Genomic DNA, 25,615 nt, shown 5'->3' with positions numbered 1-25,615 from the left:
CCCCCCCCCCCCCCCCCCCCCCCCCCCCGCCTCTGGTTAGTCCATGGTCTTGATCCGCTCTACAAGGGAAAGCCGTTTAGAGTAACGGACAGCAACCACAGAGAAGATTCCGGTCACGACCAAAAGTGCCAGAACAAAAACAACCGTTTCCATCAAAGGGAATTGATAGGACAGTTCCCCGAAAATATTAAAACTGCTGATCACATAGTCAAAGATCCAGCCCAGTATCCCGCCAATGCCAACCGACAAAAATACCGTAACCCCTGCGTACCACAGGCATTCTGCAATCAGCATACGGGAAACCTGCTTTCCGGTCATTCCCACAGACTGCAAAATCCCAAGCTCCTGCTGCCTTGCCAGCAGATTGGTCATCAGGGTGTTGACCAGATTTACCATGGAGAACACAAACAGGAACGCCAGCAGCAGATAAACACCGCGGGTCATCATCTTTAGCTGCGATTCCAGGGATGCCGCATGGTCTGCTCTGGAAAAGACCGTCAGCACCGGATTTTCCAGCAGGCTGAAAATAGATGCCCTGAGCGCATCCGAGTCCTCCGATGTATGGACATTCCAAACAGCCTCTCTGTTCTCAATGTCCGGGTAGAGCTGATCGGCCAGTTCTTCTGTAAGGGTAAACAGGCCCCATGCGCCGGTGCCTGATGTCACTGACGGTTTCGCAATCCCCATGACCGTTACTTCTATGGCCTTACCGTCCATGGATTCAAAGGTCAGTACATCCCCGACAGCAGGCGTATAGCCATAAAACATACTTAAAAGATGATCTTCCGAATCAGTCACGACCACACCGTTGTTCGCGGCAAGCTCCTCATAATCTGCGCTGCCCTGTTCCAGATTTTCCTCCGGCAGCCACTGTTCCATCTGCTCTCTGTCAAACACAGGGAACTTTAATGCAACACTTTCCTGAGGGAGTTTCACCGTTACGGATGTCACTTCATGGCTGGTGATAGATTCCACACCATCTATGGCAAGAAGCTCCTGACGAAGTTCTTCTGTCAATGGATTTTCCCGCGCGATGGCAGGCAATCCTTCCGCGCCTCCCGAATCCATCCAGCTGACCTCATAGTTACAGTGATCTCCCATGGCTTCTATCGCCATCTTTTCGGGACTGATGGAGTTGAGTACCGTAGCGGCTGTTACCAGAAACACACCCGTCAATCCCAGAGATACCAGAGTGATGACCGTCTTTTTCCTGCTCCGCCTAAAGTTCATCTGTGCCATGGAGAACGGCGTAATGCGGTGGTTTTTCTGATCTTTGCGGTCTGTTGCCGTTTCATAACCACTGGAGCGGACCGCTTCGATTGGGGATACCCTCGCCGCCATTCGGACAGGCGCATGAATGGACAGAAATACCGTCAGGGCGCAGGCTGCTGCGGTCGCAGCCAGATAGGGCAGATTGCCCATCCAGCTCCAATGTGCCGGGAAAATAGCAAACCCGATAGACCCTCCAACCAAAAGCCCCAGCGGGATACCACAAAGAGATAACAGCAATCCCTCCCGCCGCACGATCCGCCGGATCTGTTTTGGTGTTGTGCCAATCACTTTCAGGCGTCCATATTCCCGCATTTTGCCCTTTACGGAAATGAAAAAGATACTGTAAATGACCACGGCACAGGCAACCAGCAAAAGGATTGCCACGGGAATGTAATATTTCATCACGCCGGACTTAAAGCCCTGCATATCGAAATAGTTGGAACTGTAAAAAATCTGATCCTCTGAGACATCGTTGGCAGAAAGGAATGCTGCAATATCCGCCTTGAGCTGCTCCAGCTCCATACTATCAGCACCAGTATAACGAAGCCGAAATTCAAACAGCGGCTCTCCCTGCGCCATCTCCTCCACAAATGCTTCAGATACATAAAGCTGGAACATACGGGAGTCATTCTCCACATCCATGATACCGCTGACGGTATAGGTCTGCTTTCCGTTTCCAAGATTCACTTCTATGGTCTGCCCGACTTCTGCGGGGATTTCAAAATAATCAAGAAATGCCCGTTCTACCAGAATTTCATTGGCAGCCTGCGGAAGTGTCCCAGTAAAGGAAGGCTTCTTACCCAATTCCATCCAGTTGGCATCCGCATACTCCACAGTCAGAACGCTGTCACCATAGCGGGCAGAACCGTAATTCTGGGAAAGGCCCCAGCGTTCCACTTCCGGGCAGTCTTTCAGTCTTTCAATCGTATCATGGTCACAATTCACCACAACCGCCTGATACTGTCCCCGAATGTCCGCCTCCAGTTTTCTGTCACTTCCCGCTCCTGCACAAAAAATCGCTGCCATCAAAGCGGCTGCCAGAGCAATCGTTACGATCACAAACAGGTTGCGCCGCTTATCTGTCTGAATACTTCGTGACGCCAATTTTTTAATAACCGGCCCTGTATCATTTTCAAAAGGCAATGTCATGTCTGCCACCTCCTTTATCCAACGATTTTGCCATCCTCAATCCGCACGATACGGTCTGCAAGCTGGGCAATGGCATCATTATGTGTGATCATTACCAGCGTCTGGTTAAATTCACGACTCGTTCTCTGCAAAAGCCCCAGCACATCGGCGCTGGTCCTGCTGTCCAGGTTTCCGGTGGGTTCATCGGCAAGGACGATAGCGGGCTTTGACACCAGAGCGCGGGCGATAGCCACACGCTGCTGCTGGCCACCGGAGAGGTTGTTTGGCATATTCTTCAGCTTATCCTCCAGTCCCAGCATGGACACCACATCCGCCATGAATTTCTGATCCACCGTATCCCCATCCAGCTCCACCGGCAGGACGATGTTCTCATGGACATTTAGGATCGGCACCAGATTGTAGTTCTGGAAGATAAAGCCGATATTGCGGCGGCGGAAGATGGTAAGCTGCTCATCGTTCATCTTCGCCAGCTCCTTATCCCGCACCATCACGCTGCCGGAGGTGGGTGTGTCCAGACCGCCCATCATGTGAAGCAGGGTGGACTTACCGGAACCGGAAGTGCCGACCACCGCCACAAATTCGCCTTCCTCCACAGAGAAGTTCACGCCATCCAGGGCGCGGGTAATGTTCGGCTCTGTGCCGTAGTATTTTTTCAAATCCGTTGTCTGCAAAATTTTCATAACAGTTACCTGCCTTTCTTAATTTGTTGCATATAGAGTAAAGGAGAAATGTTGCAGAATTGTCCTAAACGCTATAAAAATCCATGGTGAATTGCTTCAATTTTAGGACAATTCATTTTTCAACTTCGCAAAGGGAACCCTCTGGTGTCGCTTCCCCGTCAATGAAAGTAATCTGATGAATAGCGGTAATATTCTCGTTATATTCTTGCCCCTGACTTTCCAGATAGGCTTTGATTTCTGCCGGATCTGTAATGTCGTTTGCGGTATAATCGGTAAATGTAACCTGATGAACAGCCATAATATCGGCAGTATATTCACCGCCTTGCTGCTCAATGTAACTTTGAACTTCAACGGGGTCAGTAATATCTGTAATGGTATATCCTCCGTTAACAGTGTTCTCTTTGTTTTCTTGTGCCAGTACTTCATTGTGGCTCTCTGCTACATGACAAGCTGTACATGGTATCAATAGCATCGCAGCAGCTATAAATGAAATCACCATCGTTTTTTTCATGGTCTTTGCCTCCTATTTGGGGTGAGGACATAATTGTAAATCATGAATGTCCGCGAAATGTTACAATGCTCGGACATTTCAAAAATTCTTATGACAATTCCCGTATTTGATCTACCAGAGATTGTTTTTTTATCTGCCGAATTGCGAAACACGAGAAAAGCATTTGGACAGCAAGCATCAGTATAAAATAACTGAACATTTCAACTGTCGGAAAATGATAGCTTACTTTTCCAAAAATACTCATTGCACTAAAGACGGTGCAGAGAAGATACCCGATAAGAGTTCCGCATGATATGGAAAGAAGCAACACCCCTAATGTATAGAACAGGCCCTCTATCAATAACATTTTTGAAAGCTGTTTACTGCTCAAACCAACTGCTTGCAAAACACCCAATTCTCGCTTCCGTGTCAAGATGTTTGTTATCAGTGTGTTTAGCAGATTGATAATGCCAAAAACCCCAATAAACATAATAAAAATGTAGACTGGCATACGATAGTTCAATAGTTTTTCGTTGTATGCCTCTACCCAATCATTCAAGGTACTAACATAGAGGCTGGAAGTCGGTGGAATTATCTTTTGTATTTCATCTTTTGCGGCTGCCCATTTACTGTCATCTGTATCTACAATAAATTGATAATTGAGGTTATCAATAGGAACGATCTTTGACAGCATTTCTAAAGGAATAAATAGCGTATCATATCCGCCATACGGGATATTCGCATCCACAATTCCCATTACTTTTACTTCCAATGTTTGTCCGCCAACTTCAATCAGAAGTTCGTCCCCAATCGCGGCATCCCACCCAAAAGTTTCTTTCCACTGTGGGCCATTTTCAATAATAATGCCATTATTATTAAGTAGTTCCTGCAAATCCGCTGTACCATCAATCAAATATTGTTCAAGCAATTTTTGAGAGCTTGGCGTATATGCGTCTGAAACAATCGGTTCAATATCTCCCGTTGGCATACGAACATTCAAAACGGTGCCTTGGTATTCTTTTATTTCTTCCACACCATCTATGTCCAAAATGGATTCTCTAAAATCTTCTGTAAGCAGATTCGATTTTTGGAGTTCTGAATATTGTTCGCTGTTATGTGCCTGCGGCCCGTAATCGCCTAATTCAAGGCGAATTTCTCCGTAAGGAAAACTCCTACGCGCCATCGCTAAGGGATCAATGGAATTAAAATATGCAGAGCTTGCCATCAGCAAAATTCCACATACCCCTAACGACAGGATCGTTAAAGCGGTTTTCTTTCTGTTCCTCGCAAAATTAAGGAACGCTAAATTTTTCGCGGATAGAGAACGATGTAACACTTTTGTACTGTTTGACATTACATCATTATTGCCCGCCATATAACGGACTGCTTCAATAGGCGTAACATGAGCAGCAATTTTGGCTGGCTTAATTACAGCAATCATAACGCATAGATACACAAACAGAGCTGTGACAGCGGCAATTACAAATACCATTAAAGTGTTCCAGCCTTGCGGGACAAGGACATATCCCGCTATTGCACCGGCTAATATTCCAATCGGAATAGCAATTCTGGAAAGATGAAATCCCTCTCTAAAAACGATTCTTTTCATCTGTTTTCCAGTTGCCCCTATTGTCCGCAGTTTTCCATATTCTTTTGTTTTTCTGGCTATGGACACATAGAACAGACTGTAAATAACAAGGGTACACGCCAAAGCGATAATAAGACTGATAAATGCTATTACAGTGATATATTGACTGCTTCTCTGTTCAATGAGAGAAAAATAATATGTTGAAAACTGCATTTGCTCCGGCTGTATTTCCAATTCTCTGCACAATGTTGATAATTCAGCTTGTATAGCAGCCTTAGACCAACCATCAGATTCATTCAAACGGATATAAGCGGAGTATGCCGGTTCGCTGATCTTGTTTTCAATATAGGACTGCGACACGAATACGGAATAATTTGAATTTTCGACAGGCAAAATACCACATAAGGTATAATCTTTTTCTCCATCTCCCAGATTTAACGATATAGTATCGCCTATGGATTTGGACAATCCAGCTCTATCAAGAAACGCCTTTGTGATAGCAATTTCATTTGTAGATTTGGGCAATTTTCCCTCTAAATCAGGATATTTTGCTAATTTCATTAGTATTTCATCTATTGAACGAACGGTTAATTTGTAGTCCCCATAAGATACTAAACCCAATAAATGACTTACCCCCACTTGAACCCTATCGTCATTTACTAATTTCGTAATGGTATCATTATCGACTTCATTGATAATTGCTTGATAACGCCCAGCCGCATCATTTAATGATTTTCGCTGAGAAGCAAAAAAATACAAGGTCGTTGTCATTATCAAGCAGGTAGCTAAGGCAATCGTAATGATAATGAGGATGTTTCGACTTTTATCTGCTTTTAAGTTTCGTTTTGCCAACTTCTTTACAATGATACGGGTATCATTTTCAAATGGTAACGTCATAGCCATTCACTCCTTTCGCTGTTATCCTAACCCCCAAATGTTGCAGAAATATCCCAAAGGCTCAACAGTTTTAGGGTGAATTGCTTCAATTTTAGGACAATTCATTTTCGTGTGTCTTTTTTATAAAGCCGGATAGATATAAGCAAAACCATTGCTAACTGAATTACAACAAAAAACAGCGTCAGCCAAACGCTCTCATAATAAGAAATATCTGTCCAGAAGATCACCAGATCTACCAGAGCCACCACACCAGCCGACCATCTGATTTTTCTTGGAAAGAAGTGCCGGAGCAGCAGAACAACAACGACCGGCGGGATCAGCAAGCAAGCTGCATTGATGAGTAATGTCTTTGTGATTTCCATAAGGCCACCTCCAATTTCATGATGTTGCTGTCAGCATAAATCCCAAATGTTGCAGAATTGTCCTAAAATCCATTGTCCTCTAAAAATTTTTCAAAAAAGGCAGCCTGCCAAAACAGACTGCCTCAGAATTATTTTATGGGCAGGAACACGGAAAAAGTTGATCCTTCCCCAACTTTAGACTCGACGGTAATATAGCCGCCCTGCATGGTAATGATCTCACGGGCAAGGTATAAGCCGATTCCGACCCCATCTATATCATGCACCGCTTCATCCCGATAGAAGCGTTTGAAGATCGTGCCCTGAGAATGTTCCGGGATGCCTCTGCCTGTATCCGTCACATCTATCCTCAAATACATTTCCCAATCCCGTACCCTCACCTGGATGCTGCCACCGGCAGAGGTGTACTTTACCGCATTATCCAGAATGTTAAACAATGCTTCGGAAGTCCAGCGGCTGTCATGGGATATTGTCAAATCAGATGGGCAGTCCACCGACAGGCTGATCTCTTTTTGTTCCATCGGAGCCAAAACACCATTGATGGCGCTCACCAGCGTATCCCCGATCACAGCATCTTGTTTCTCCAGCGTAATGACACCCGTTTCCAGACGGGAAGTTTTCACCATTCCCTGAATGAGAAAATCCAGTTTATCCAGCTGTGTGCCTGTGGCCTGCAAAAACTCCTTGCGCTTTTCTTCTGTCAATGGCCTTGTCAGCATCGTATCGTTGATTAGCTTCAAATTTGCGATGGGGGTTTTGGTCTGGTGGGAAATATCCGATACCAGGGATTGCAGTTCTTCCTTTTCTCCCTCTGCCATGTGTCTGGTTTTCTGCATCACATTATAGAGTCGTTCCAGACGATGGCTGATCCGAGACAGCAGTGTTTCCGCTTCATAGTCTACCTGGGGCCGGTCTGTACTGTCCATCATGTGATCCAATGTCTGGCACAAACCATCGGTGAACAGAGAAAGTTTCTTTTGAAAATAGTGCAGAAAAACCATGCCCCAAATATAAAACGCAACTGTAAAAATAATGCAGCAAATGACAACACGCACATCTTTCGTCAACAGGAAAAAAATCAACAGCAGCAATGCGGCAGTGAGCAGAGTCCCCGCCACAATTTTTCTCAAAAATGCCCTGACAGATAAATTTTGCAGCTTCATCGAGGCTCACCGCCAATCCACTGATAGCCCATTCCATAAGCTGTCTTAATATATTTCCGCTCATCTGTTTCGATTTTTTTGCGGATACGGCTGATGATCGTCGTCAGCGTATGCTCATCCACAAAGTCCCCATCAATGTCCCACAGCTTCTCTAAAATCTGCCGCTTGGTCAGAATAATCCGGGGGTTCTTTACGAACAGGAACAGGGTGCGGTATTCCTTCGGTGTAAAGTCCAGGGATTCTCCGGCAAGGGACGCACTTTGTTCGGAGAAGTCGATTTTCAAAAAGCCATCATCAAACAGATCATGCCGAGGTGTCCGCAGTTCCAGATTTGCAAAAACCGCCGCTACTTTTTTGCAAAGCACCGTCACAGAAAATGGTTTGGTCACATAATCCGCACCGCCGACTTCATATCCCTTGAGCATATCGCTCTCCTTATCATTGGCTGTGATAAAGATGATATAGGTATGCTGACCGCGATTCCGGATTTCTTCACACAGATCCAGTCCGCTGCCATCGGGCAGGTTAATGTCCAATAGTGCCACATCAAATTCATTTTCGCGCAGCTTTCTTACCGCGCTGTCAAAATTAAAAACAGAAATGACCTCATATCCATCAGAGGTCAGATTATATGCCAAGGTCCGGTTCAAAAGCTGATCGTCCTCTACAATTAGAATCTTCTTCAAGACCTTCACTTCCTTCCTTATTTTTCAGCTATACTAATAAGATAAACACCAAATGTTACAGAAATGTCCTAATCAGATATTTTTCTTTTTAATTATAGGATAGCCTACTTTTCAGCACAAGGGCAAAAATGCGAATACATACAATAGTTTCAATGTTATGTTGTACAACAAAACGCCGCCGCAAACGATACGATTGCGGCGGTGCTGACTATGTATAAAATCTTTTTGTAGTTACATGGGTATGGTGCAGTTGAATTAAAAAAACCTCTATTCTGCTATACCCTGCGGAACTTCAAATTTGTATCCGCTCCCCAGAACAGTACGAATATAACCCGCTTTCGGCATATCCGGAGTCAGTTTTCTGCGGATCTGACCAATGACGCTGGCAACAGCCGTTCCACAGTTTTCGCTATCTCCCCCCCCCCACACTTCTTCATAGATCTGCCCAGCAGAAAATACCCAGGATGGATGGTTTGCCAAGTATACCAATGTCGCAAATTCCCGATGGGTCATAGAAATCAACTCACCATTTCGATGTACCGTTCTCTCCTTCAGGCGGAGTTCCAATCCCGGAAAAACAAGAATATTACACGGATGGGATGACACAGTATGGTCAAATCCTGGCTCGGCCGCAATAATCTCCATAATTCTGCTAAGTATGTATTCTTCATGGTCTGTTACCGACAGTACAAAGATTTTTCCCATATATCCCTCCACTTTAACATATAGAACCTGCAATGACTTATTTTTTCTATTGTCTTTGTCTGAATACTATTCTACCATCCCTTTTTTCTAACTATTTTTTTCTTCTTAGCAACAGTCAATATCCTAGCGTCTTTCTTTTTATTTGCAAGAATAATTACAGAAATCAAGAATGTCAAAACCATTATGATAAAGGCAGGGAAAATGTGATAAGTATAACCATATTCCGCGCCACAAGTAGGGTCTACTAAAATCATGCTTGCTTTAATCGGATAATAATTTAACAGTGTTCCTTCAAAAGTCCCGAAATATCCATACACAAAAGCTAGCGCAACCCCACCCAAAAAATTGTTTGCCGAACAACAAAATAGCAAAATAATCGGCAAGACTGAAATATAGATTCCTATATTCGCCCCAGTAACACGAATAAACATATTGAGCAGATTGCCAAAATGCACTCCTGGAAATCCAGCAATAACATTGATTACTAATGTTAGCACGCATCCTATAAGGCTAAAGCAGATTGTCAACAACAATAGGACAAGTAGTTTTCCAGAAAGTAACTGTTTATATGGAATAGGAATTGTTGATATATTCTTCATCGTATCGTCTGTATATTCCCTTGTTATAATATAACCTGCTATCAATGCAATGATAATTGGAAAAAACAAGGTACAGTTACTAATCATAACCTGTTGCATAAAATAGTCAAACGTCCATGTCTGTCCACCGTTGGCTGTGGAATAAAACAGTGACAGTAACGGAGAAAGTGTTGCCATAATAATTCCGGCTTTTATTACGGAATATCGCTTTAATTTTAAAAATTCGGTTTTTATAATATTTCTCATATCTTTTACCTCGTCCATTTTTTGTAGAAGCGAATGATCAGCCACAAAGAAAGTATAACTGTAATTGCCATAATAAAAATTGTATGGCAAGTGGTTGGTACAATCGCATAGGCTTCCGGCAAAAGATTGTCTTTTTGCAAATGATCCATCATTAAGCCGCTTGTCCAGTTCATAACACATATAACTGGGAAAGAATTTAAGAAAGCAATTTTTGCAGCACTTATAGATGTTCCAACTGTCCCTAGTATGCCCCAGTTAAAAATAGAATAAAAAAACGCAAGCAGGATAGAAAGCAAAAAACTTTTGTTAAAACAAATAATTAAAAATACAATCGGCAAAGAAGCTGCTACGATAAGAACTCCAAAAATAAGGCTCATAAATATCTTATAAGTCATACCATAAACCATTCCTACATGAAACAGTTTACAAAACAACGCAACAGATAATGTGCTTGTCAGACAAAACGCAACGCTAAAAATAAAGAGCATAGAAATTTTTGCCATAATGAGTTGTGTATTTGTAACAGGAATTGTTCTAAGGTTTTTGGAAGTATCGCAATCTCTTTCTATAAAAAACAAAATAGCGGCAATGATACCAATTAGACATGGAAGCAAAAAAACCAATCCATATCCCAACATCATTGTATAAACATAATCAAATCGGGTTTGAAGATAATGTTCCGTTGTATCTGCACCTGTTCCCGCCTTTGCCATATATGCCAAAATCAACGGAAAAAATAACGATAATGACATCAGTGCGTATAATAATCTTTTCCGCTTTAATTTCCAAAATTCGCATTTAATCAGTTTAAGCAATTCCTTCGCCCCCTGTCACACGCTTGAAGTAATCTTCAAGACTTTCTTCACAGGTATGTGCTTCTGATACCTCCAATCCGTTTTCTACAAAAGCAGTTACAATTTTCCCCACAGGCAACTCCATATTGTGTAGACGCAGATTGTGGTCGTCTTGTATGGAAAAATGGGTTTCGTGGAAATTGCGTTCCAAAATTCTTGCCGCCTGTGCAGTATCAGAGAGCGTAAACCGGATATGCTTACTGCTTTTTTGCTCCAACTCAGCAAGGCTTTCTTCTTCCAGCAATGCACCGTGGTCGATAATTCCAATATCGTCAGCCAGCAAGGAAATTTCTGAAAGAATGTGACTGGAAATCAGAATCGTTTTTCCTCTTGCGTCGCAAAGCTCCCGAATAAAGGAGCGTACCTCTGCAATACCGATGGGATCAAGACCGTTGATCGGCTCATCCAAAATCAAAAGTTCCGGATCGTGCATAACAGCAAGGGCGATGGCAAGCCGCTGTTTCATACCAAGGGAATACTGGGAAAAGAGCTTTTTATCTTTGTAGGGCAGTCCTACCAGATCCAGAGCGTCTTTGACGGCATGATTGTTTGGTACACCCCGCAAGGTGGCAAAGATACGCAGGTTTTCTGTGCCGGTCAGATTGGGATAAAAGCCTGGGGACTCAATCAGGCTGCCGATACGGGGCAGCAATTTCTTTTCATTCCCCTGCAAAGGCTTTCCCCAGATTTTGACCTCCCCGGAAGTCGGATTTGTTAAGCCCAACAGCATCTTCATGGTAGTAGTTTTTCCGGCTCCGTTTCTCCCCAGCAGACCATAAATTCTCCCACGCTTCACATGGATATTCAAGTCAGCCACACTCTTTTGTGAGCCGTATTGCTTCGTCAGATTTTTTGTTTCAATGATGTAATTTGTATCCATATTCAAAACCTCCTGTTCTGTAAGGTATTCTATCACGCCAACCTTGCATTAACCTTGCCGCAACCTTGCATTAACCTTGCAATTTGAAATCCGGCAAAATGACAAAGGCTCCCGCCATAAAGACGGGAACCCGCTTAAATCTCCGAAGGAAAAAGCAAAGCAAATTCAGTTCCTTTTCCCGGTACACTTTCAACTGTTATGCTTCCACCCATCTTTTCTACAAGCTGATGGACAATAGAAAGACCAAGACCGCTGCCTTTTTCAGACCGACCCTTATCACACTTATAAAGCCGTTCAAATATGTGTTTCAAATCTTCTTTCTCAATCCCCACTCCATTATCCGCCAGCAGCAGCTCTATGTTGTTTTCCTTCTTCGATAGGGCAAATTTAATTTTGTCCGCATGGCTGTGAGCGATTACATTTTGAATGAGATTATTGATAATCCTCATATAGCTGTCCGTATCCAATCTTACCCGGATAGGCTGTTCGGGAATATCAATGTCATAATCGACTTGCTTATCTTCAAAAATCGGTATCCAGTCGATCAGGATATTTCTTGTCAACTCTGCGGCTTCAACGCTCTGGATTTCCAAAGCAAACTCGTCGGAATTTAACTTGAACCAGTCAAAGAGTACATCAATATATTCTTTCAAATCATGGGCTTTCCGTCGGGCGGTTTCAATATAATCATCCCGGTCTTTTCCTGTGACCAGTCCTTTGTGTGCAGCGTCAAGATACCCAATCAGAGTGGTAAGGGGCGTTCGCACATCATGGGAAAGGCTCGTCATAAGCTGGCGGTTGGTTTCCTCTGTCTGCCGTACAGTTGAAAGTCTGCTTTCATAGGACACAACGATCTCATTGATTTCATAGGCAAGAGGTGCTGTCAGTTCATTTGTTGCAGACAGAATACGCCGGTTGCCATTTCCGTTTTTCACATCAACCAGCACATCGGTCATTTCTGCGATTTGCTTTTTTACGCGCCGAACGAGAACGATGGAAGTCAGCACAGCTACAACAGCAATCACAATAGACAAGAAAACGATGATTTCCATACCAGCTACACCTCCTTATTAAAGCGGTAGCCAATCCCTTTAACCGTTTGGATATACTTTGGACTGGAAGGATTGACTTCTAATTTTTTACGAAGCCGACTGATAATCGCCATAATGTTACTGTCATCATAGAAATATTCTTCGCCCCATACTTCCTCATAAATCTGCTGTTTGGTCAAAATTTTCCCTTGATGCTTTGCACAGTACAGGAGCAGATCAAATTCCTTTGGTGGAAGTTCAAAAGTGCCGTTTTCCGTCGTAACAGAACGATTTTCAAGGTCAATCTGCAATCCATCAAAATCCAATTTTTGCATGGCTCCGGCTTGCTGATTAAAGCGGGTGTAGCGGCGAATAAGGGACGCAATACGGGCAATCAGTTCATCCATGTCAAACGGCTTTGTCAGATAATCGTCCGCTCCGGCCCGTAAGCCCCGCACTTTAGAAGCGCTGTCATTTTTGGATGTGAACATCAAAATCGGCAAGCTGTTCTCTTTGCGGATTTCTTCCAGCGTTTCAAAGCCATCTATACCGGGCATCATCACATCCAGCACCACAAGCTGGTATTCCTGCTCTTTTAATTTCTGCAAACCCTCTTTTCCGGTATTACAAAAATCGGCTTCTATATGTTCCGATTGCACACTGCGTTTAATCAAAGCACACAGTTCTCTGTCATCATCTATAATTAAAATTTTATTCATGGCTCAGCTCCTTCCCTTGTTTTGTCCGGCCATCAATCGGCTTCTCTGCAGTTTTGGGGATCAGCCAAACACCGGCCATTTTCACAGCGCCGTGGATACGCCCACCCGCACAATAATAATTTACCCTGCGAGGTGTCACGCCCCACTGTTCGGCGGCATCTTTTAGTGTCATATAGTCCATTTTGCACCTCCATAGGACATATTATAGTTCCTTATCTCGAATAATACAAGCTGACTATTGTGATTATGCTTACATAAAGAGCCGCAGATCATCTCTGACCTGCGGCTCCGTTCTCCTATTAACCTGTTAAGTATGTATCCCGTATTTCGCCGTTTGGATGTTCTCTTCGCCATGCAGGATTACCCCGCCGCAGGTCTTGGCACCCTGTACCATGTAGCCCTCAAAAAAGAAGCTGTAAGGCAGGTAATCATCCGTCAGGACGATGCGTTCGTAGTTGTACCAATTAAAATGCTGATCCAGAAACTTTCCCAGCTTGTGCCGCAAGATAGGATTCCCCACTACGGCCTTGAGATTCTTCCTGCTGTGAAACTCCAGCTTTGGCCTGTTCTGTTCCGGAATGGACAGCAGCCGCCACCGTGTTCCATCGGCGACTTCTTCCTCACCTGCCGCATATGAGCGAAACGGCTCATATGGCAGCCTGACCCGCTCGGTATAACCGGAAACGTTGTCTCTGCCAGCATCCTTCAGCCATGTGAAGGAAAGCTCCAGCACTTTGGCACCGCCTACTGCATCACACAGCCGCAGTTCTGCATAGGAATGGATATCTTTGGTGATCAAATACTTTTTCTCCTCCAACCGCTGCAATTCCTTTTTCAAAATAATAAAGCGCTGCGGTGAGCAACCTTTTCTGGAACAGGTCTTGACGGAAATGCTATCTTGATTCACATAAACTGTTGCCATTGTCCTATTATTCATAATACACCTCATTTCTGCTATTTGCCTCTGCTTGATGCATGGCAGTCTGCATGACCAGGAAGGGGTGCTCTACATACTCCTCTTTTGCTGAGGTATATGCCGCTCCACCCAAAGAGTCCAGATACTGCCATCCGTTTTTGGATTTTGAGATGTACACATAGAACGGTGCAAGCACATACTCATCCCGTTCATAGCAGCCCAGATACCGTCTTGCAAGTACTGCCACAACACCCAGCTCTGCCGCTTTCTGTGTTGTCAGGGAAACTGCCAGTTTCATTACTTCCTCTTTTTCAATATCATTGAGTCCGAAAGTATAGATACTCTCCAGGAACAGCACAGGCTTCTCACTGGTGACAGGCTTTCCGATATCCATGTTCTCCTGCGACAGATCAGCAAAAGAAAAATCGACGGCAGGCGGTTTTTGAAATGCACCTTTTGTCAAGCGGAGACAGGCACGAGCCACCACCGCTTCATCCTTTTTCACAAGGACAATCTTCTTATTAGAGTCAAAGGCAGCTAACAGGCACTCCCTCTGGCTTCCAGTACGGTAAGACAAGCAGGTACTATGAGGAAGTTCACCAAGCCGCAGAGTGTGGTAAAAATCATCCACCTCTTCTGCCCAAAATGCACCTCGCGCCAACGAAAGATTTTTCTTCCAGAGGCTCTCCTGCATCTCGCTGACAGGGTAGCGAATCTCACGCTGCAGGTCACCAGCAAAATATTTGAGTTTATAGAACTGGCCCATCAATTCAGCCTGTACGATCCGTCGCAGCGCTTCAACAGCCAGCTCCTGCCCGTCCAGTTCCCCATAGAGAGCGCATACCATAGCCGCGCCGCCCTGCAGTAAAAATTCCGTGACAGTCTCCCGGTTCTGCTCCACAAAATCGTCCGAAAATGCCAGTTTTTCTTTTAGATCCAGCCAGTCTGCATCTGTTGTCAGAATATCTTTCCGCACCTGCTTCCAATCCGTCATTTCCAAAAGAGCCTTCATATTATTGAGGGCAAATACCACATCCGACTCTGTAGTGAAATCCGGTATGAATGCCTGCAGCTGCGTATAGTGTTGTAGCAGCCCCATGGCAATCCGCCGGGTCAGCCCACAGATATGTCCAAATGAACCCCGATACCATTCGCTAAACGGCCTTTCCAACAGACATTTTCCAAGCTGCTCCAACTCTGCATCTCCTGTATATTGGCTGACCAGATCCCGTTTTATCAGCTGCCGCAGTGTCAGCAAACGCTGATCTATGGAAAGAGGTGTCAGCATAGTGTATAACCGGACATAAACCTCTTTCTGATGCCAAAGCTGATACATTTCCTCAAAGGTGTACTGCTGCCCTTCTTCCAGAAGCGTAAAAAAGCTGTCGCTGCGGTTCACAGAATCGCTGGCTTTCAAATTCTTCAGCGTCAGGGAATTGATGTTACAGTGCTCACAAAAGCCCGGCTCAAACAATAGAGAGTATCGCCCCAAGGACAGGAACACTTCACTGTTCTGATTCACCAATTCCAAAAAATGCTTTTTTCTATGCTCCACCGCATAAATGAGAATTGAAAACTGGAATTGCCGGACAGCATTAAAATCCAGATGGAGCCTGCCGGCATACAGAGCATTCAGATAACTCAGTTGGTTGCATAAAATTTCTTCCCTCTGTTCCTTGCTCAAAGGATGTGGCTGGGAGATAAACCAGTTGAGGTCATATTGTCCGGCATGGTTGTCCAGCCAGAGGTCAAAAAAAGCAGACAAATCCTCTGCGTCATATTCAAATACAGCCAACAGCCGGCGGAATTTTCCTACATCGGTCATTTTCATCCACCGGAGAGCTTTCAGGCGTTCTACTGACAGAAACAGCCGCACACCATACCGATAAAGCAAGATGCAGACTCTCTGGAGCGGACGATTCTGTTCCAACAGTTCCAGAGCTTTCCGTTCATTTTGATGCCAGAAAAACAGATACGAACCAAGAAACGGCTGCCGCATCATATCCCGCTGGTGCTCCGTCAGCATGGAAAGTCCCTTCCACTCCGCAATGGGAAAAGTCTGCAGGTTATCCAATATGACCTGCTCCTCTTCTTCATACATCACAAAGGGAAAATAGTATTTCAGGTATTCAAACCTCAGGGAAGGCAACAGTTCCAATTTCATGACTGCCAGCACCTGCTCTTGGGAATACGCTGTCAGTCTCTCTCCATACCCGTCTGCCGACTCTAAGGCTGAAGCAATTTCTTCATCGCCAATCTCCTGCCTGCACAACGTACCATAGAGCGCTGCAAAGTCCGGCACCCGAACCAGTTCTTCCTGTATCCGCTTTGTCTTTCGGATGTGCAGCCGTTCCTGTAATTGAAGTGTCTCCACCTGTCCACATGCCTGCGCTATGGCATCCTCTGAAAAGCTGCCTGTAAGCGTCGGAAGCAATCCGTCATCTTTCATTCTGGTCAATAGGGTCAGATGTTTTAATGTATTTCTCATGCTGCTTCACCTCCGATCATTGTCAGTACCATATTCAAAATCTCATGCCTTGGCCGGGGTTCAGACTCTACCAGTTCACCACACAGCTCAAAAAAGGCGTGTGCATCTTTGGCATCCATTGTCTGCACACAACCGGCGGGCCATTCCACCAACTTATCAAATGCCATATCCAGTACCTCTTTCTTCTCATCCCTGTAATAATATCCCCCTATGAATTTCACAAGAGATTCGGCGCTGCCGTTATAAAGTTGCTGCAGCTTTTCCCGTTTCTGTATGGTCCGTTTTTCCTGCTCCAGTCGTTTTTCCTGCTCCTTTCTCTCAGCTTCGGCTCTGTGCTCATCCTCCAACTCTTCCTTGGAATAGAATGTTTCCTTCAGCCGGTTGATTTCATAGCCGTTATACTCCCTGTGGAGCAAAAACTGCCGCAACACCGCTGCCAGCGCTTTTTTATCATAAAGGCGTTGGATCTCCGGTGCTTTTAAGGCACTTAAAACGAAGTCCTCATATTTTTCCGGCTCAGTCTGGAAAACTGAACGCTCCACCCAGTCATAGAGCTGTCGATGCTGCTCTGCAGATAGGAATGGACGGCTGATGTATGTTTTATATTCCCTTCTGCTGTAATACCCCTCACTCCTGACAAAGCATTCGTGAAAGTAAAACCGCTTGCCAAATATCGTTTGAAGTTGGGAAAAAGTGTACTCAGCCAGTAGCCTCTCTACAAACCGGAAACACCTCCAACTTGAAATTCTCAGGGCATACTCCCGCAGCAGTTTCAGTTGTGGCGCATCTTCACCATCTTGCCGATGCTGCTTGAAAAACTCCCATAGATTGATTTCCTTCTTTTCCACCAGAAAGGCAAATGCCCGCCTACCGTTCGTATGCCAACTTCTGAAATATTCTCCATAGTCAGCTCCGGTCAGTTCCTGATATCTGGAAAGCCACTGTTTCAAAGGGATCGTCTGCCTGGAATGCAGCATCTGCAGGGTAAACAACTCCATGTAGTTATCCCGCTCCAGTTCCTTCGCCAGATTATCGTACTGAGGATCAAACACATCAAATCGGTACGGAAAATCCTTCTGTATCGTTTGATTCATCCATAACAGTGTTTTCGGTGCTGTGGGGTTCAAACCATATTGAACCGCTTCCCAGAGTCCCTGAAATCCTTCGTACTTGACCGTAAAGCTGTTATAGAACTGAAACAGCCAGCCAAGATACTCGTAAAATTCTTCCGAAAAATCCTTTGGAGCATTCAGAAGCATCCGCCCACACGCTGTTGCGATTTTCTCGGCAGTGATACTCTTGGAACTCAACCGGTCCGGCAGCCTGTCCGCCCATACAGCGAGAGAGTTTGCCAAAATGATTTCATCGCAGCGATACCCTGCTTTAGTCAAAACCGAAAATTCGCGGCTGTCGGGCTTCATATTCATATACGGCAGTTTCATCAGCGTGCGCAGCACCAGGTCGGCTTTCCCGCGGTACCTCTTTGCCTGCTCTGCATAGAACCGGATGAACCATTCCAGCACACCAAAATCATATACCAGTGAAAGTGTCAGATTTTGTGTGAATAGATGACTGAGTTGGGTATGCATCACCTCATAGCCGCGTTCCCTATCATCAAATAACGACAGTACAAACAGGGCTTCTTCCGTTCTCGTACACTCCCTTTCTGCCAGTTTCTCCAACAGGGCATGGCGCTGTGCCGCATCTGTTTCCAGAAGATACAGAGCGCCCTGCAGGTACACATCTTCTCCGGCAGACCGCCGCAATTTCTGGAGGAATGCTCCCCGCTGATTGCCCACAAACATATTGTCAGACTGGATCGCACAGGTATTTCCCAGCGCCAGGGCCAGAGCGCGGAGAACCCGGACATCATTGCCCAGTTTTTCCTCAAACCGCTCCAACACCTCGCCAGGATAACGCAGATGATATGGTTCAAAATAGCCGGACACATCCGTTTCCACCTGCCATATCTGCATCGCCCTTGTTTGTCGGTAAGTCCTTCTCGCCGTATCGTCCTGAGAAGTCTGTACTACCAATTCGGCAAAGGCATGGTAAAGCTCCAAATCAATAGCCCTCTGATATACCCGGTAAACCGGTATCCTGTCGATATGCATTAAAATCCCTCCTACTTGAAATCTTCCATAAAAGATATGGGGAGAGAGCCGCAACATGGCTCTCTCCCCATTGATCAACTGACAGCATACCGATAGTATGCTATATTTTCTTACTCAGCGCCGGCCATGCTGAAGAACTCCGCAGGTGACAGCACCGTAACGCCCAAATCCCTGGCCTTGGATAACTTGCTGCCGGCATTTTCGCCACAGACCAGATAATCCGTCTTCTTGGACACCGAGCTGCCGGCATGGGCGCCCAGTGATTCAATCAGGTCATTGATTCCGTCCCGGGTGTAGGGTTCCACCTTGCCGGTAACTACGATAGTCTTTCCCACAAAGGGATTATCCTGCTCCCTGTCTTCGCTGTGTTCTACCACAGCAGGCTTTTGAATATTCATCATAGTCTGTAACTCCTCCCAAATACAAAAATTATCTTCTACACAGAACCAGTCGTGGATATTGTTATGCAATGTCTCCCCGAAATCCGGAAGCTGCCGGAAATCATAGCCGCCATAGACCGCATCCCGAAACTCATCCAAATCATAGTGGAACACACGACCCAATACCTTGCTGGCAGTGTTGCCGATCATAGGAATATCCATAGAAATCAGATACCGCTCAAAGGTGGTGTTTCGGCTCTGTTGGATAGCGTCCCAAAGGCGCTGCCAGGACTTTTCACCAAACCCATCCATGCGGACGATTTCAGCCCGGTAACGATCCAGACGGTAAATATCCAGATAACTATGGATAAATCCCTGACCGATGAATTTTTCCAATGCAGCCTCCGACAGCCCTTCAATGTCCATTGCCTTCTGGCTGACAAAATGGACGAACTTTTTCAGCCGACGTGTCTCGCAGTCAGGGTTATCACAGTACAGCGTCTTGATGATGCGATCCTCGCCATTTTCGCCCTTTCCACTTGATTCATGGATGCGGGTAGGCTGTCCACAGCAGGGACAAACACGGGGAATCGTATCCACCATAGAGAAGCCGCCTCTGTCCAGATTTTCTTCCACGTGGGGAATGATCATGTTTCGTTTGCTTACCAGAATCCGATTTCCAGCCATCAGTTCCAGATCCTCAATAAAGGACAGGTTGTGCAGACTGGCCCTGCTGACCTCACAGCCATCGATTTCCACCGGCGTAAACACTGCTACCGGAGCAATCTCTCCAGTTCTGCCCGGCGTCCATTCGATGTACTGCAGCAGGCTCTCATGCAGGTCATCTTCAAACTTATAGGCCAGACCGTCCTTATAGTGATGTCCGGTGCGGCCGCAGCTCTGGGCATAGGCGATGTCGTTAAACGAAACCACGATACCGTCAATGGGGATATCTTTGTCAGTGGCATATTGCCGCAGCTGATAGATACCGGCTTCCACATTTTCCAGCGTCAGTTTCTGCTTTGTGACCAGATACTTACAGGGCTGGAACCCCAACGCGCGCAGTTCCCGTAGCTTATCTGATTTCCGGGTCAGGTGCGGAAAGCCCTCCAGCACACCAAACGGCATGAAAACCAGCCGACGCTCCTGGCATATCTTGGCATCCATCAGACGGATGGAACCGGCAGCCAGATTGCGGCCGTTTTTATAGGGCTTACCGCTGCTGTCCTGTAGGCTGGTCTTCAGTTCCTCAAAATCACTGGGTCTGATAAAGCCCTCGCCCGTCACAACCAGTCTCTCTTTGTAGGTGATGTGGGAAGGGATACCGCTGATGGCTCGGGTGTTATGGGTAATGATCTCCCCTTCGTCACCATCGCCACGGGTAGCCGCCTCCAGAAGTTCTCCATTCTCATAGGTCAGCTTTACAGTCAAGCCATCCAGTTTGAGCATCAGCATCACCTGCTGCTCACCCATGAAATTCAGAAGATCCATACTGCTCTTAGTCTTATCCAAAGACAGCAGCGGGATCTCATGTCTGGTTTTCTCCAGCCTGCTCACCGCAGGATAGCCTACTGTCTGGGTTGGCGAATTTGCCATTTGGATTCCCGTTTCCTGTTCCAGCTCTTTCAACTCGTCAAAGAGTCTGTCATAGACCTCATCTGACACACTGGGAGCGTTGCGGTTATAATACTCATCCCGATAACGGTTGAGCCGGTCATTCAAGTCTCTCTGCTTTTCAAAAATATTCCGTTCCATTATGCTGCCTCCTTTTCAAGTACCCGGAAGGACATAACCAGTTCTTCTTCCGTATGCTTCTGTTCACTGTCGAAAACACTGCAAACACCGTCTGCAAACTGCCAGTGGGCGGCTCTGCCCCACCAAAGGATCGGGCCGCGGCCGCCGTTGCCTCTGTTGGCAGACGCATCTGGCTGATTCGCTACGGTACTATAAAAGCCCTGCGTGTTTACCAGCGTAATGTTCCGTATCTGCCCAATACATTCCGGCCGACAGTGATCCAATATCTCCAACTGCGTCCCTTCCCGAAGTGTCCTGCGCAGCTGATTCAGGTTTTTGATCATGCAATTTTCTCCTTTCCCCGCCCCACAGGGCAATCCTGCTGTGCGGTATGCAGCCCATTTCTGCCGGCTGCATATCTGCCAAAATTCAATTCATGGACAATACGCTGAATGGCGTCATCATCGTCCCACGCTGCGTGAAGCGTATTCCGCTCTGGCCCGGCTCCCACATGGACACATACCTTTTCACTGCCAACCTGCAGCAGCACATCCTGTCGCCTGGCGCAAACCACTGCCAGATTTCCAATTTGTTTCATGCTCTGCTCCTTCCTTCTTCATCAATGACCGGACGCCCTCAAGGACGCCCGGCCATTCTCATTTTGTCACGCTGCAGCAGCCAATGCCGGAGACTGGATGCTATCCGTGTTTTCCATCAGGTCAGCCATCAGCACATCCGCCAAAAGCCTTCCTGCCAAATGGCCGGTATGAATGATGACCCGATCCTTCTTCAACTGGATAAACTCCTTCTCACGAAGAATCCTGCTTTCCGCAGCCAGCGCCTTGTCGCTTTCTGTCAGCCTGGCAGTAATCACCCGCTGCCACTTCTGCAGAAACTCGGTCGCCTGCTCAATGTCCTTCTTCTGCCGGTCATATTCCGTCCGTTTCTGCCGCACTGTTCCATCTGGCTCCACTTCCAGCGTGTAATAGGCATGGAAAGGATCAGCCGTTTTACGCAGAAACATCACAAAGCTTTCTCGCCGCTCAATCCGGTCCCAGTAGCGGTCACTGCTGCCTGCACAGTGATGGAGCGCACGCCCCTCGGTAATAATGTCCAGAATACCGTCTGGCACCACTACCATGTAATCCGCATCGGCGTACTCATATTTCGCTTTGATTTCCTGACAGATAGCATTAACATGGGGGAATTTCTCCTCCATCTCCTCGGCCTGCAGTTCAATATCCTTCTCCTGGCATTTGAGCACCAGATCATCGTGGCGCCGCCGCAGTTTTCTGGTGCGATATACGATCTCATCATATACATCCATGTGCAATTTCTTTGCCATGGAAAGATAATCCTCCCAGGTACGCAATACCTCATGGCTGTTTCTCCGGAAGGATGGCATCTGACGCCGTACATAGTTATAGACCTGCACCATGCTCATGCGGTCAGCAATGAACTGGACATCCCTGGGGCTAATGTTCTGCTGACACATCCACAAAAGGACATTATCTGGGATTTCCCTGTCGGTGCCCTTTTCATATTGCAGCCACCGCAGCAGATCACAGCCTCCATTATGGAGCCGAAGTCGCTGAAACCTCCTGCTGTCAAGGCCCAGAGCTTTAATCAGACTCCCGGCACTATGGTTTTTGATTAGTTCACTGACTGTTCCGCAGGAACTGAAACATTCCTTGGTAAGCTTCGGCAGGTTCACCTTGCTGATCTGCTCCATTTGCGGTATCCGTTCAAGCACTGCCAGATATTTTTCCGGGTCAACACTTTTCTGCTTCCGAATCCAGTTGACCAGCCCTGTGCATCGAAGTTCCTTCTGTTCCAGAGTTGGCAGCGTTTTTCCATAGACCCGTCCATCATGTGAACCAGACCAACTATAAGAACAGGGGCTTCCGGAAATCCAGCGCATATTTCGCTGTTTATACAGACCCCAATAGTAGGTTCTTGGTTTTCTTTCCCGGTCATAAATCGTGCGCCGGATTTCCTGACAATAAAGCTTGGAGTTTGGAAGGCTTTCTTTCCCATATGTCCGGTCAGCCTGAAATTCACGAACTACAAAACCGTCTTTGCATCGCTGGATTAGGTAGGCAAAATGTTTTTCTGTCTGCATATACCCCGCTCGTCCATAGGCTTTGAATACCACCGGATGTCGGCAGCAGCTACAGCGGCCTTGTTGATTGTGATGGGGATGCACCTTGATCGGCACTTCCTTTTCGCAGTAGGTACAGTAACCTGTTTTGGCGCCGCCCTTTTTGTAGTGGTAGTAAATGTAATTTTGCCGGATGGCAACCTTATCCACCCAGCGGTTCCAGTCCTTGGGAAGCTCCGGCACCTGTTCCATATCCTTATCCCATGGATCAGTTTCCCGCCGGTGCCGCTGTTCGAGCTGTTCCTCACGCACATTCCGCTGAAACTGCCGGATTGCCTCTACCGCTTTTTTATTGATGTTCAGATATGCCTGTATAGATGTCTCATCTTCCTCGCTGACCCAGTAGGCTTTGGTATACCAGTATCGGCGCTTCCAGTCCAATCTGTCCAGTTTGGCCTCACACCATTTCTGGTTCAGGCTATTATAAGTAATAAATTGCCGCTTTTCTTTATCCAGATACACTTCGTAAGCTGGGCTATTCCCGTCTATGCGAAGATGCTCTGGGAAAAAGAAAGCCACCTTCAATATCCCATCCTGCGTGATGCATCTCAGGTAAACATAATACTCACAAACCTCCTGAACATATCCGTAGGCGATTTTTTCTTTTCTTGGCAAGTCTGACGCCGCGATCTGCTTCATCTCATCCGTCGCTGTCAGCTTGGGAAGTGCCATCAGGGCTCTTTTTTTCATCTCAATTCACCGTCCTTCTTGTCAAATCCACGCCATACCACACATCCGGCAGTAATGTGACACCATCAATTTGTCCTACAGCAACCTGTACGATACTTTCCGAATCCGGCGCTTCCTTCGCAAAAGCAAGGATGTCTCCCAGTCTGCCGGTGGCAACGGGGTCTTTCCCCCGTACCACCGCATAACCGCAGTTCGCCATTGCCCGGTTGGCTGCCACATGGGAACTCCACACCCTGCGCGGGTGATCTACCATGTAGGCCAAACCATGTAAAAACAGCTCCTCTTTGGTTAGCCGCTTAATCACAGTCAACTCCGTACAGGCGATTTTGGAGTCATGCTCATCTTCATCGATGTCGCCGCCGGCGTTGACAATATAATATTCCGAATGCTCCAGGCTGGAATAATAGCTAAGGCAGTCGAGCGGATTTTCCGCACAGTGAAATCCATTTTCCCTGCAATTTGCTTTTTCAGTCGTATTGAGCCCCATCACAAACTGATAGCCACGGCATATCAGCCCGGGGCGAAAACCCTTATAAGCAATCATTCTGCATTTTTCCTCCTTTGCCGGCTCAGCCTGCCTTTGCCATCCCAAAATCCAGCAGCGACATCTGCCCATCCTGAGAAGGCTTTTTTTCCTCCTGCTTGGGTGCCGCCTTGGGTTCCGTCTTTTTCTTCTCTGCCGCCTTCTTGGGTTTGCTCTTTGCAGAGGACTTCCCAGCATACGGCTTGGGAACAAACTTCTCCTCATCCTCATGGTCTTCCTTGGCATCAGGGTCACGGAAATAATCTTCCGCCCACTGATAGCACATATCATCCGGCACATCGCAGCCATATGTCTGCTGTCCGGGACCAGGGCGGGTTCCGCTTGCTTTTAGTTCATCCTGCACATAATCCCATGCCTTTCGGTTGATGTACTGGAAACAGCGGATCATGTTCTTTTTCGGATGCATCGTCAGACGGGCAAACGCCGTATCTTCCATACAGAGCATCTGGATATGCTCGGACACACATTCCTTCATATTTCGCCGTGTCAGTTTTTCTACATCGGTACTCACCCTCTGGGTAGAGGCCGCGATTACTTCTTCATCACTCATCGCTTCCAGACGGGCGATTTGCTCCTGCTCCGCGGCTTTCTTCGCCTGCTGTTTGGCGTCAAATTCCGCTTTGCGCTGGGCTTCAGCCGCCTCATGCTCCGCACGCTTTTTTTCTTCATCTTCTGCGGCGGGCGGTTGTGCCGAATTCCCCTCCTCAGCAGACTTCTCTTCCCCAGCAGGCGCTACTTCATCCGCAGGTTCCTCCTCTGCATCAGCCAAAGCAGTCTCACCGGCAGAAACCGAAGCCGCCGATACTGGGACAGTGTCTGTACCTACAGGCGGCACAGGCAAAGATTCCATCTCCTCCAGCTCAAAGGCTTCATCATCCTCAAAGGCTGCAGACGAATCGAACATACTGTTTTGCTGCTCCATTGCTATTTCTGAAAAAACACCCATTGTAAAATCTCCTTTCGCAAAAAATGGCATGGAGTAGGCCGTTATGACCCTTTCCATGCCATTGTGTGTTGCTCACAGCACATATAAAAGTGTGCTGAAGCTGTCAAAACAGTAGCAGACCACGCCAGTATACTGCCTTGACCATTCCTTGATTTTGTCCTGCACCTCCTGCGCAGTCTTTTGATTGCTCATGTTCCAGGGTGGAGGTACCGTTACGGTAAAGTAGCCATTCTCCAGACAACTTCTGACATCTGCCGGAAGATTGGAGCACTGCTCATACAGTGCTGTAATCTGGCTTTTCTTCTTTTCTGCAATACGCATCTG

General features: G+C 46.5%; 24 protein-coding genes. All 24 read right to left on the bottom strand.

Going from position 1 to position 25,615, the window contains the following annotated elements; translation table 11 throughout:
* Positions 1-36: 36 nt before the first annotated feature.
* Positions 37-2,421 (bottom strand): ABC transporter permease, encoded by a 2,385-nt coding sequence (locus WMO29_RS07955; RefSeq protein WP_227589430.1) that lies wholly within the window; start codon positions 2,419-2,421, stop codon positions 37-39.
* A 14-nt stretch (positions 2,422-2,435) separates the two neighbouring features.
* The gene (locus tag WMO29_RS07950; protein ID WP_003501940.1) at positions 2,436-3,101 is read right to left on the bottom strand and encodes an ABC transporter ATP-binding protein; all 666 of its coding nucleotides are present in this window, start codon (positions 3,099-3,101) and stop codon (positions 2,436-2,438) included.
* A 112-nt stretch (positions 3,102-3,213) separates the two neighbouring features.
* A complete protein-coding gene (locus tag WMO29_RS07945; RefSeq protein WP_118646858.1) occupies positions 3,214-3,612 on the bottom strand; it encodes a hypothetical protein in 399 nt (132 codons plus the stop codon).
* 88 nt (positions 3,613-3,700) lie between these two features.
* Complete coding sequence (locus WMO29_RS07940) at positions 3,701-6,076, bottom strand: ABC transporter permease (RefSeq protein ID WP_158580898.1); 2,376 nt, start codon at positions 6,074-6,076, stop codon at positions 3,701-3,703.
* Between the two features lie 101 nt (positions 6,077-6,177).
* Positions 6,178-6,438 (bottom strand): hypothetical protein, encoded by a 261-nt coding sequence (locus WMO29_RS07935; protein WP_025532026.1) that lies wholly within the window; start codon positions 6,436-6,438, stop codon positions 6,178-6,180.
* A gap of 128 nt (positions 6,439-6,566) precedes the next feature.
* Positions 6,567-7,598 (bottom strand): sensor histidine kinase, encoded by a 1,032-nt coding sequence (locus tag WMO29_RS07930; protein WP_118646862.1) that lies wholly within the window; start codon positions 7,596-7,598, stop codon positions 6,567-6,569.
* Complete coding sequence (locus tag WMO29_RS07925) at positions 7,595-8,284, bottom strand: response regulator transcription factor (RefSeq protein ID WP_039959333.1); 690 nt, start codon at positions 8,282-8,284, stop codon at positions 7,595-7,597. The genes WMO29_RS07930 and WMO29_RS07925 overlap by 4 nt, the downstream gene beginning before the upstream one ends.
* Before the next feature lie 267 nt (positions 8,285-8,551).
* Positions 8,552-8,989: a winged helix-turn-helix domain-containing protein gene (locus WMO29_RS07920; protein ID WP_148336047.1), complete on the bottom strand. Its 438-nt coding sequence runs from the start codon at positions 8,987-8,989 to the stop codon at positions 8,552-8,554.
* Between the two features lie 71 nt (positions 8,990-9,060).
* Entirely contained in the window at positions 9,061-9,834 is a 774-nt protein-coding gene (locus WMO29_RS07915) for an ABC transporter permease (RefSeq protein WP_308459191.1), read from the bottom strand.
* Positions 9,835-9,839: 5 nt separating this feature from the next.
* A complete protein-coding gene (locus tag WMO29_RS07910; protein ID WP_118646868.1) occupies positions 9,840-10,649 on the bottom strand; it encodes an ABC transporter permease in 810 nt (269 codons plus the stop codon).
* On the bottom strand, positions 10,642-11,568 hold the full coding sequence (locus tag WMO29_RS07905) for an ABC transporter ATP-binding protein (protein ID WP_118646870.1): 927 nt from the start codon (positions 11,566-11,568) through the stop codon (positions 10,642-10,644). The genes WMO29_RS07910 and WMO29_RS07905 overlap by 8 nt, the downstream gene beginning before the upstream one ends.
* 134 nt (positions 11,569-11,702) lie before the next feature.
* Entirely contained in the window at positions 11,703-12,620 is a 918-nt protein-coding gene (locus WMO29_RS07900) for a sensor histidine kinase (protein ID WP_118646872.1), read from the bottom strand.
* Positions 12,621-12,625: 5 nt separating this feature from the next.
* Positions 12,626-13,318, bottom strand: coding sequence for a response regulator transcription factor (locus tag WMO29_RS07895; RefSeq protein WP_227589432.1), 693 nt, complete (start codon positions 13,316-13,318; stop codon positions 12,626-12,628).
* Positions 13,311-13,499, bottom strand: coding sequence for a helix-turn-helix domain-containing protein (locus WMO29_RS07890; RefSeq protein WP_118560428.1), 189 nt, complete (start codon positions 13,497-13,499; stop codon positions 13,311-13,313). Before WMO29_RS07890 ends, WMO29_RS07895 begins: the two co-directional genes overlap by 8 nt.
* A 126-nt stretch (positions 13,500-13,625) precedes the next feature.
* Entirely contained in the window at positions 13,626-14,255 is a 630-nt protein-coding gene (locus WMO29_RS07885; RefSeq protein ID WP_118668491.1) for a hypothetical protein, read from the bottom strand.
* Entirely contained in the window at positions 14,248-16,722 is a 2,475-nt protein-coding gene (locus WMO29_RS07880; RefSeq protein ID WP_227589433.1) for a hypothetical protein, read from the bottom strand. Before WMO29_RS07880 ends, WMO29_RS07885 begins: the two co-directional genes overlap by 8 nt.
* On the bottom strand, positions 16,719-18,836 hold the full coding sequence (locus WMO29_RS07875; protein WP_118668489.1) for a hypothetical protein: 2,118 nt from the start codon (positions 18,834-18,836) through the stop codon (positions 16,719-16,721). Before WMO29_RS07875 ends, WMO29_RS07880 begins: the two co-directional genes overlap by 4 nt.
* Before the next feature lie 110 nt (positions 18,837-18,946).
* A complete protein-coding gene (gene ligA / locus WMO29_RS07870) occupies positions 18,947-20,971 on the bottom strand; it encodes an NAD-dependent DNA ligase LigA (RefSeq protein WP_003501932.1) in 2,025 nt (674 codons plus the stop codon).
* Positions 20,971-21,294 carry a hypothetical protein gene (locus tag WMO29_RS07865; RefSeq protein ID WP_003501931.1) on the bottom strand — a complete coding sequence of 108 codons (324 nt, stop codon included), beginning with the start codon at positions 21,292-21,294 and terminating at the stop codon, positions 20,971-20,973. Before WMO29_RS07865 ends, ligA begins: the two co-directional genes overlap by 1 nt.
* Positions 21,291-21,548, bottom strand: a complete 258-nt coding sequence (locus WMO29_RS07860; protein ID WP_025529721.1) for a hypothetical protein — start codon at positions 21,546-21,548, stop codon at positions 21,291-21,293. The genes WMO29_RS07865 and WMO29_RS07860 overlap by 4 nt, the downstream gene beginning before the upstream one ends.
* Positions 21,549-21,614: 66 nt before the next feature.
* Positions 21,615-23,801 carry a PcfJ domain-containing protein gene (locus WMO29_RS07855; protein ID WP_118668488.1) on the bottom strand — a complete coding sequence of 729 codons (2,187 nt, stop codon included), beginning with the start codon at positions 23,799-23,801 and terminating at the stop codon, positions 21,615-21,617.
* Position 23,802: 1 nt separating this feature from the next.
* Positions 23,803-24,345 (bottom strand): DUF7666 domain-containing protein, encoded by a 543-nt coding sequence (locus WMO29_RS07850; RefSeq protein WP_050624134.1) that lies wholly within the window; start codon positions 24,343-24,345, stop codon positions 23,803-23,805.
* Positions 24,346-24,370: 25 nt separating this feature from the next.
* Positions 24,371-25,291 carry a PcfK-like family protein gene (locus WMO29_RS07845; protein WP_182439116.1) on the bottom strand — a complete coding sequence of 307 codons (921 nt, stop codon included), beginning with the start codon at positions 25,289-25,291 and terminating at the stop codon, positions 24,371-24,373.
* 72 nt (positions 25,292-25,363) lie between these two features.
* Entirely contained in the window at positions 25,364-25,612 is a 249-nt protein-coding gene (locus WMO29_RS07840) for a hypothetical protein (RefSeq protein WP_025529719.1), read from the bottom strand.
* Between the last annotated feature and the right edge of the window lie 3 nt (positions 25,613-25,615).

Origin of the sequence: Laedolimicola intestinihominis (assembly GCF_040096155.1) — a bacterium.
Classification (GTDB): domain Bacteria; phylum Bacillota; class Clostridia; order Lachnospirales; family Lachnospiraceae; genus Laedolimicola; species Laedolimicola intestinihominis.
The sequence above is the reverse complement of the archived record's forward strand: the minus strand, read 5'-3'. Positions and strand labels throughout refer to the sequence as shown.

What these genes read in the sequence shown, in the direction of transcription:
- WMO29_RS07950 (WP_003501940.1), bottom strand. Translation starts at nt 3,101, where the DNA reads ATGAAAATTTTGCAGACAACGGATTTGAAAAAATACTACGGCACAGAG.
- WMO29_RS07900 (WP_118646872.1), bottom strand. Translation starts at nt 12,620, where the DNA reads ATGGAAATCATCGTTTTCTTGTCTATTGTGATTGCTGTTGTAGCTGTG.
- WMO29_RS07940 (WP_158580898.1), bottom strand. Translation starts at nt 6,076, where the DNA reads ATGACGTTACCATTTGAAAATGATACCCGTATCATTGTAAAGAAGTTG.
- WMO29_RS07875 (WP_118668489.1), bottom strand. Translation starts at nt 18,836, where the DNA reads ATGCATATCGACAGGATACCGGTTTACCGGGTATATCAGAGGGCTATT.
- ligA (WP_003501932.1), bottom strand. Translation starts at nt 20,971, where the DNA reads ATGGAACGGAATATTTTTGAAAAGCAGAGAGACTTGAATGACCGGCTC.
- WMO29_RS07895 (WP_227589432.1), bottom strand. Translation starts at nt 13,318, where the DNA reads ATGAATAAAATTTTAATTATAGATGATGACAGAGAACTGTGTGCTTTG.
- WMO29_RS07860 (WP_025529721.1), bottom strand. Translation starts at nt 21,548, where the DNA reads ATGAAACAAATTGGAAATCTGGCAGTGGTTTGCGCCAGGCGACAGGAT.
- WMO29_RS07890 (WP_118560428.1), bottom strand. Translation starts at nt 13,499, where the DNA reads ATGGACTATATGACACTAAAAGATGCCGCCGAACAGTGGGGCGTGACA.
- WMO29_RS07915 (WP_308459191.1), bottom strand. Translation starts at nt 9,834, where the DNA reads ATGAGAAATATTATAAAAACCGAATTTTTAAAATTAAAGCGATATTCC.
- WMO29_RS07930 (WP_118646862.1), bottom strand. Translation starts at nt 7,598, where the DNA reads ATGAAGCTGCAAAATTTATCTGTCAGGGCATTTTTGAGAAAAATTGTG.
- WMO29_RS07935 (WP_025532026.1), bottom strand. Translation starts at nt 6,438, where the DNA reads ATGGAAATCACAAAGACATTACTCATCAATGCAGCTTGCTTGCTGATC.
- WMO29_RS07850 (WP_050624134.1), bottom strand. Translation starts at nt 24,345, where the DNA reads ATGATTGCTTATAAGGGTTTTCGCCCCGGGCTGATATGCCGTGGCTAT.
- WMO29_RS07845 (WP_182439116.1), bottom strand. Translation starts at nt 25,291, where the DNA reads ATGGGTGTTTTTTCAGAAATAGCAATGGAGCAGCAAAACAGTATGTTC.
- WMO29_RS07855 (WP_118668488.1), bottom strand. Translation starts at nt 23,801, where the DNA reads ATGAAAAAAAGAGCCCTGATGGCACTTCCCAAGCTGACAGCGACGGAT.
- WMO29_RS07840 (WP_025529719.1), bottom strand. Translation starts at nt 25,612, where the DNA reads ATGCGTATTGCAGAAAAGAAGAAAAGCCAGATTACAGCACTGTATGAG.
- WMO29_RS07955 (WP_227589430.1), bottom strand. Translation starts at nt 2,421, where the DNA reads ATGACATTGCCTTTTGAAAATGATACAGGGCCGGTTATTAAAAAATTG.
- WMO29_RS07945 (WP_118646858.1), bottom strand. Translation starts at nt 3,612, where the DNA reads ATGAAAAAAACGATGGTGATTTCATTTATAGCTGCTGCGATGCTATTG.
- WMO29_RS07885 (WP_118668491.1), bottom strand. Translation starts at nt 14,255, where the DNA reads ATGAATAATAGGACAATGGCAACAGTTTATGTGAATCAAGATAGCATT.
- WMO29_RS07880 (WP_227589433.1), bottom strand. Translation starts at nt 16,722, where the DNA reads ATGAGAAATACATTAAAACATCTGACCCTATTGACCAGAATGAAAGAT.
- WMO29_RS07865 (WP_003501931.1), bottom strand. Translation starts at nt 21,294, where the DNA reads ATGATCAAAAACCTGAATCAGCTGCGCAGGACACTTCGGGAAGGGACG.
- WMO29_RS07905 (WP_118646870.1), bottom strand. Translation starts at nt 11,568, where the DNA reads ATGGATACAAATTACATCATTGAAACAAAAAATCTGACGAAGCAATAC.
- WMO29_RS07920 (WP_148336047.1), bottom strand. Translation starts at nt 8,989, where the DNA reads ATGGGAAAAATCTTTGTACTGTCGGTAACAGACCATGAAGAATACATA.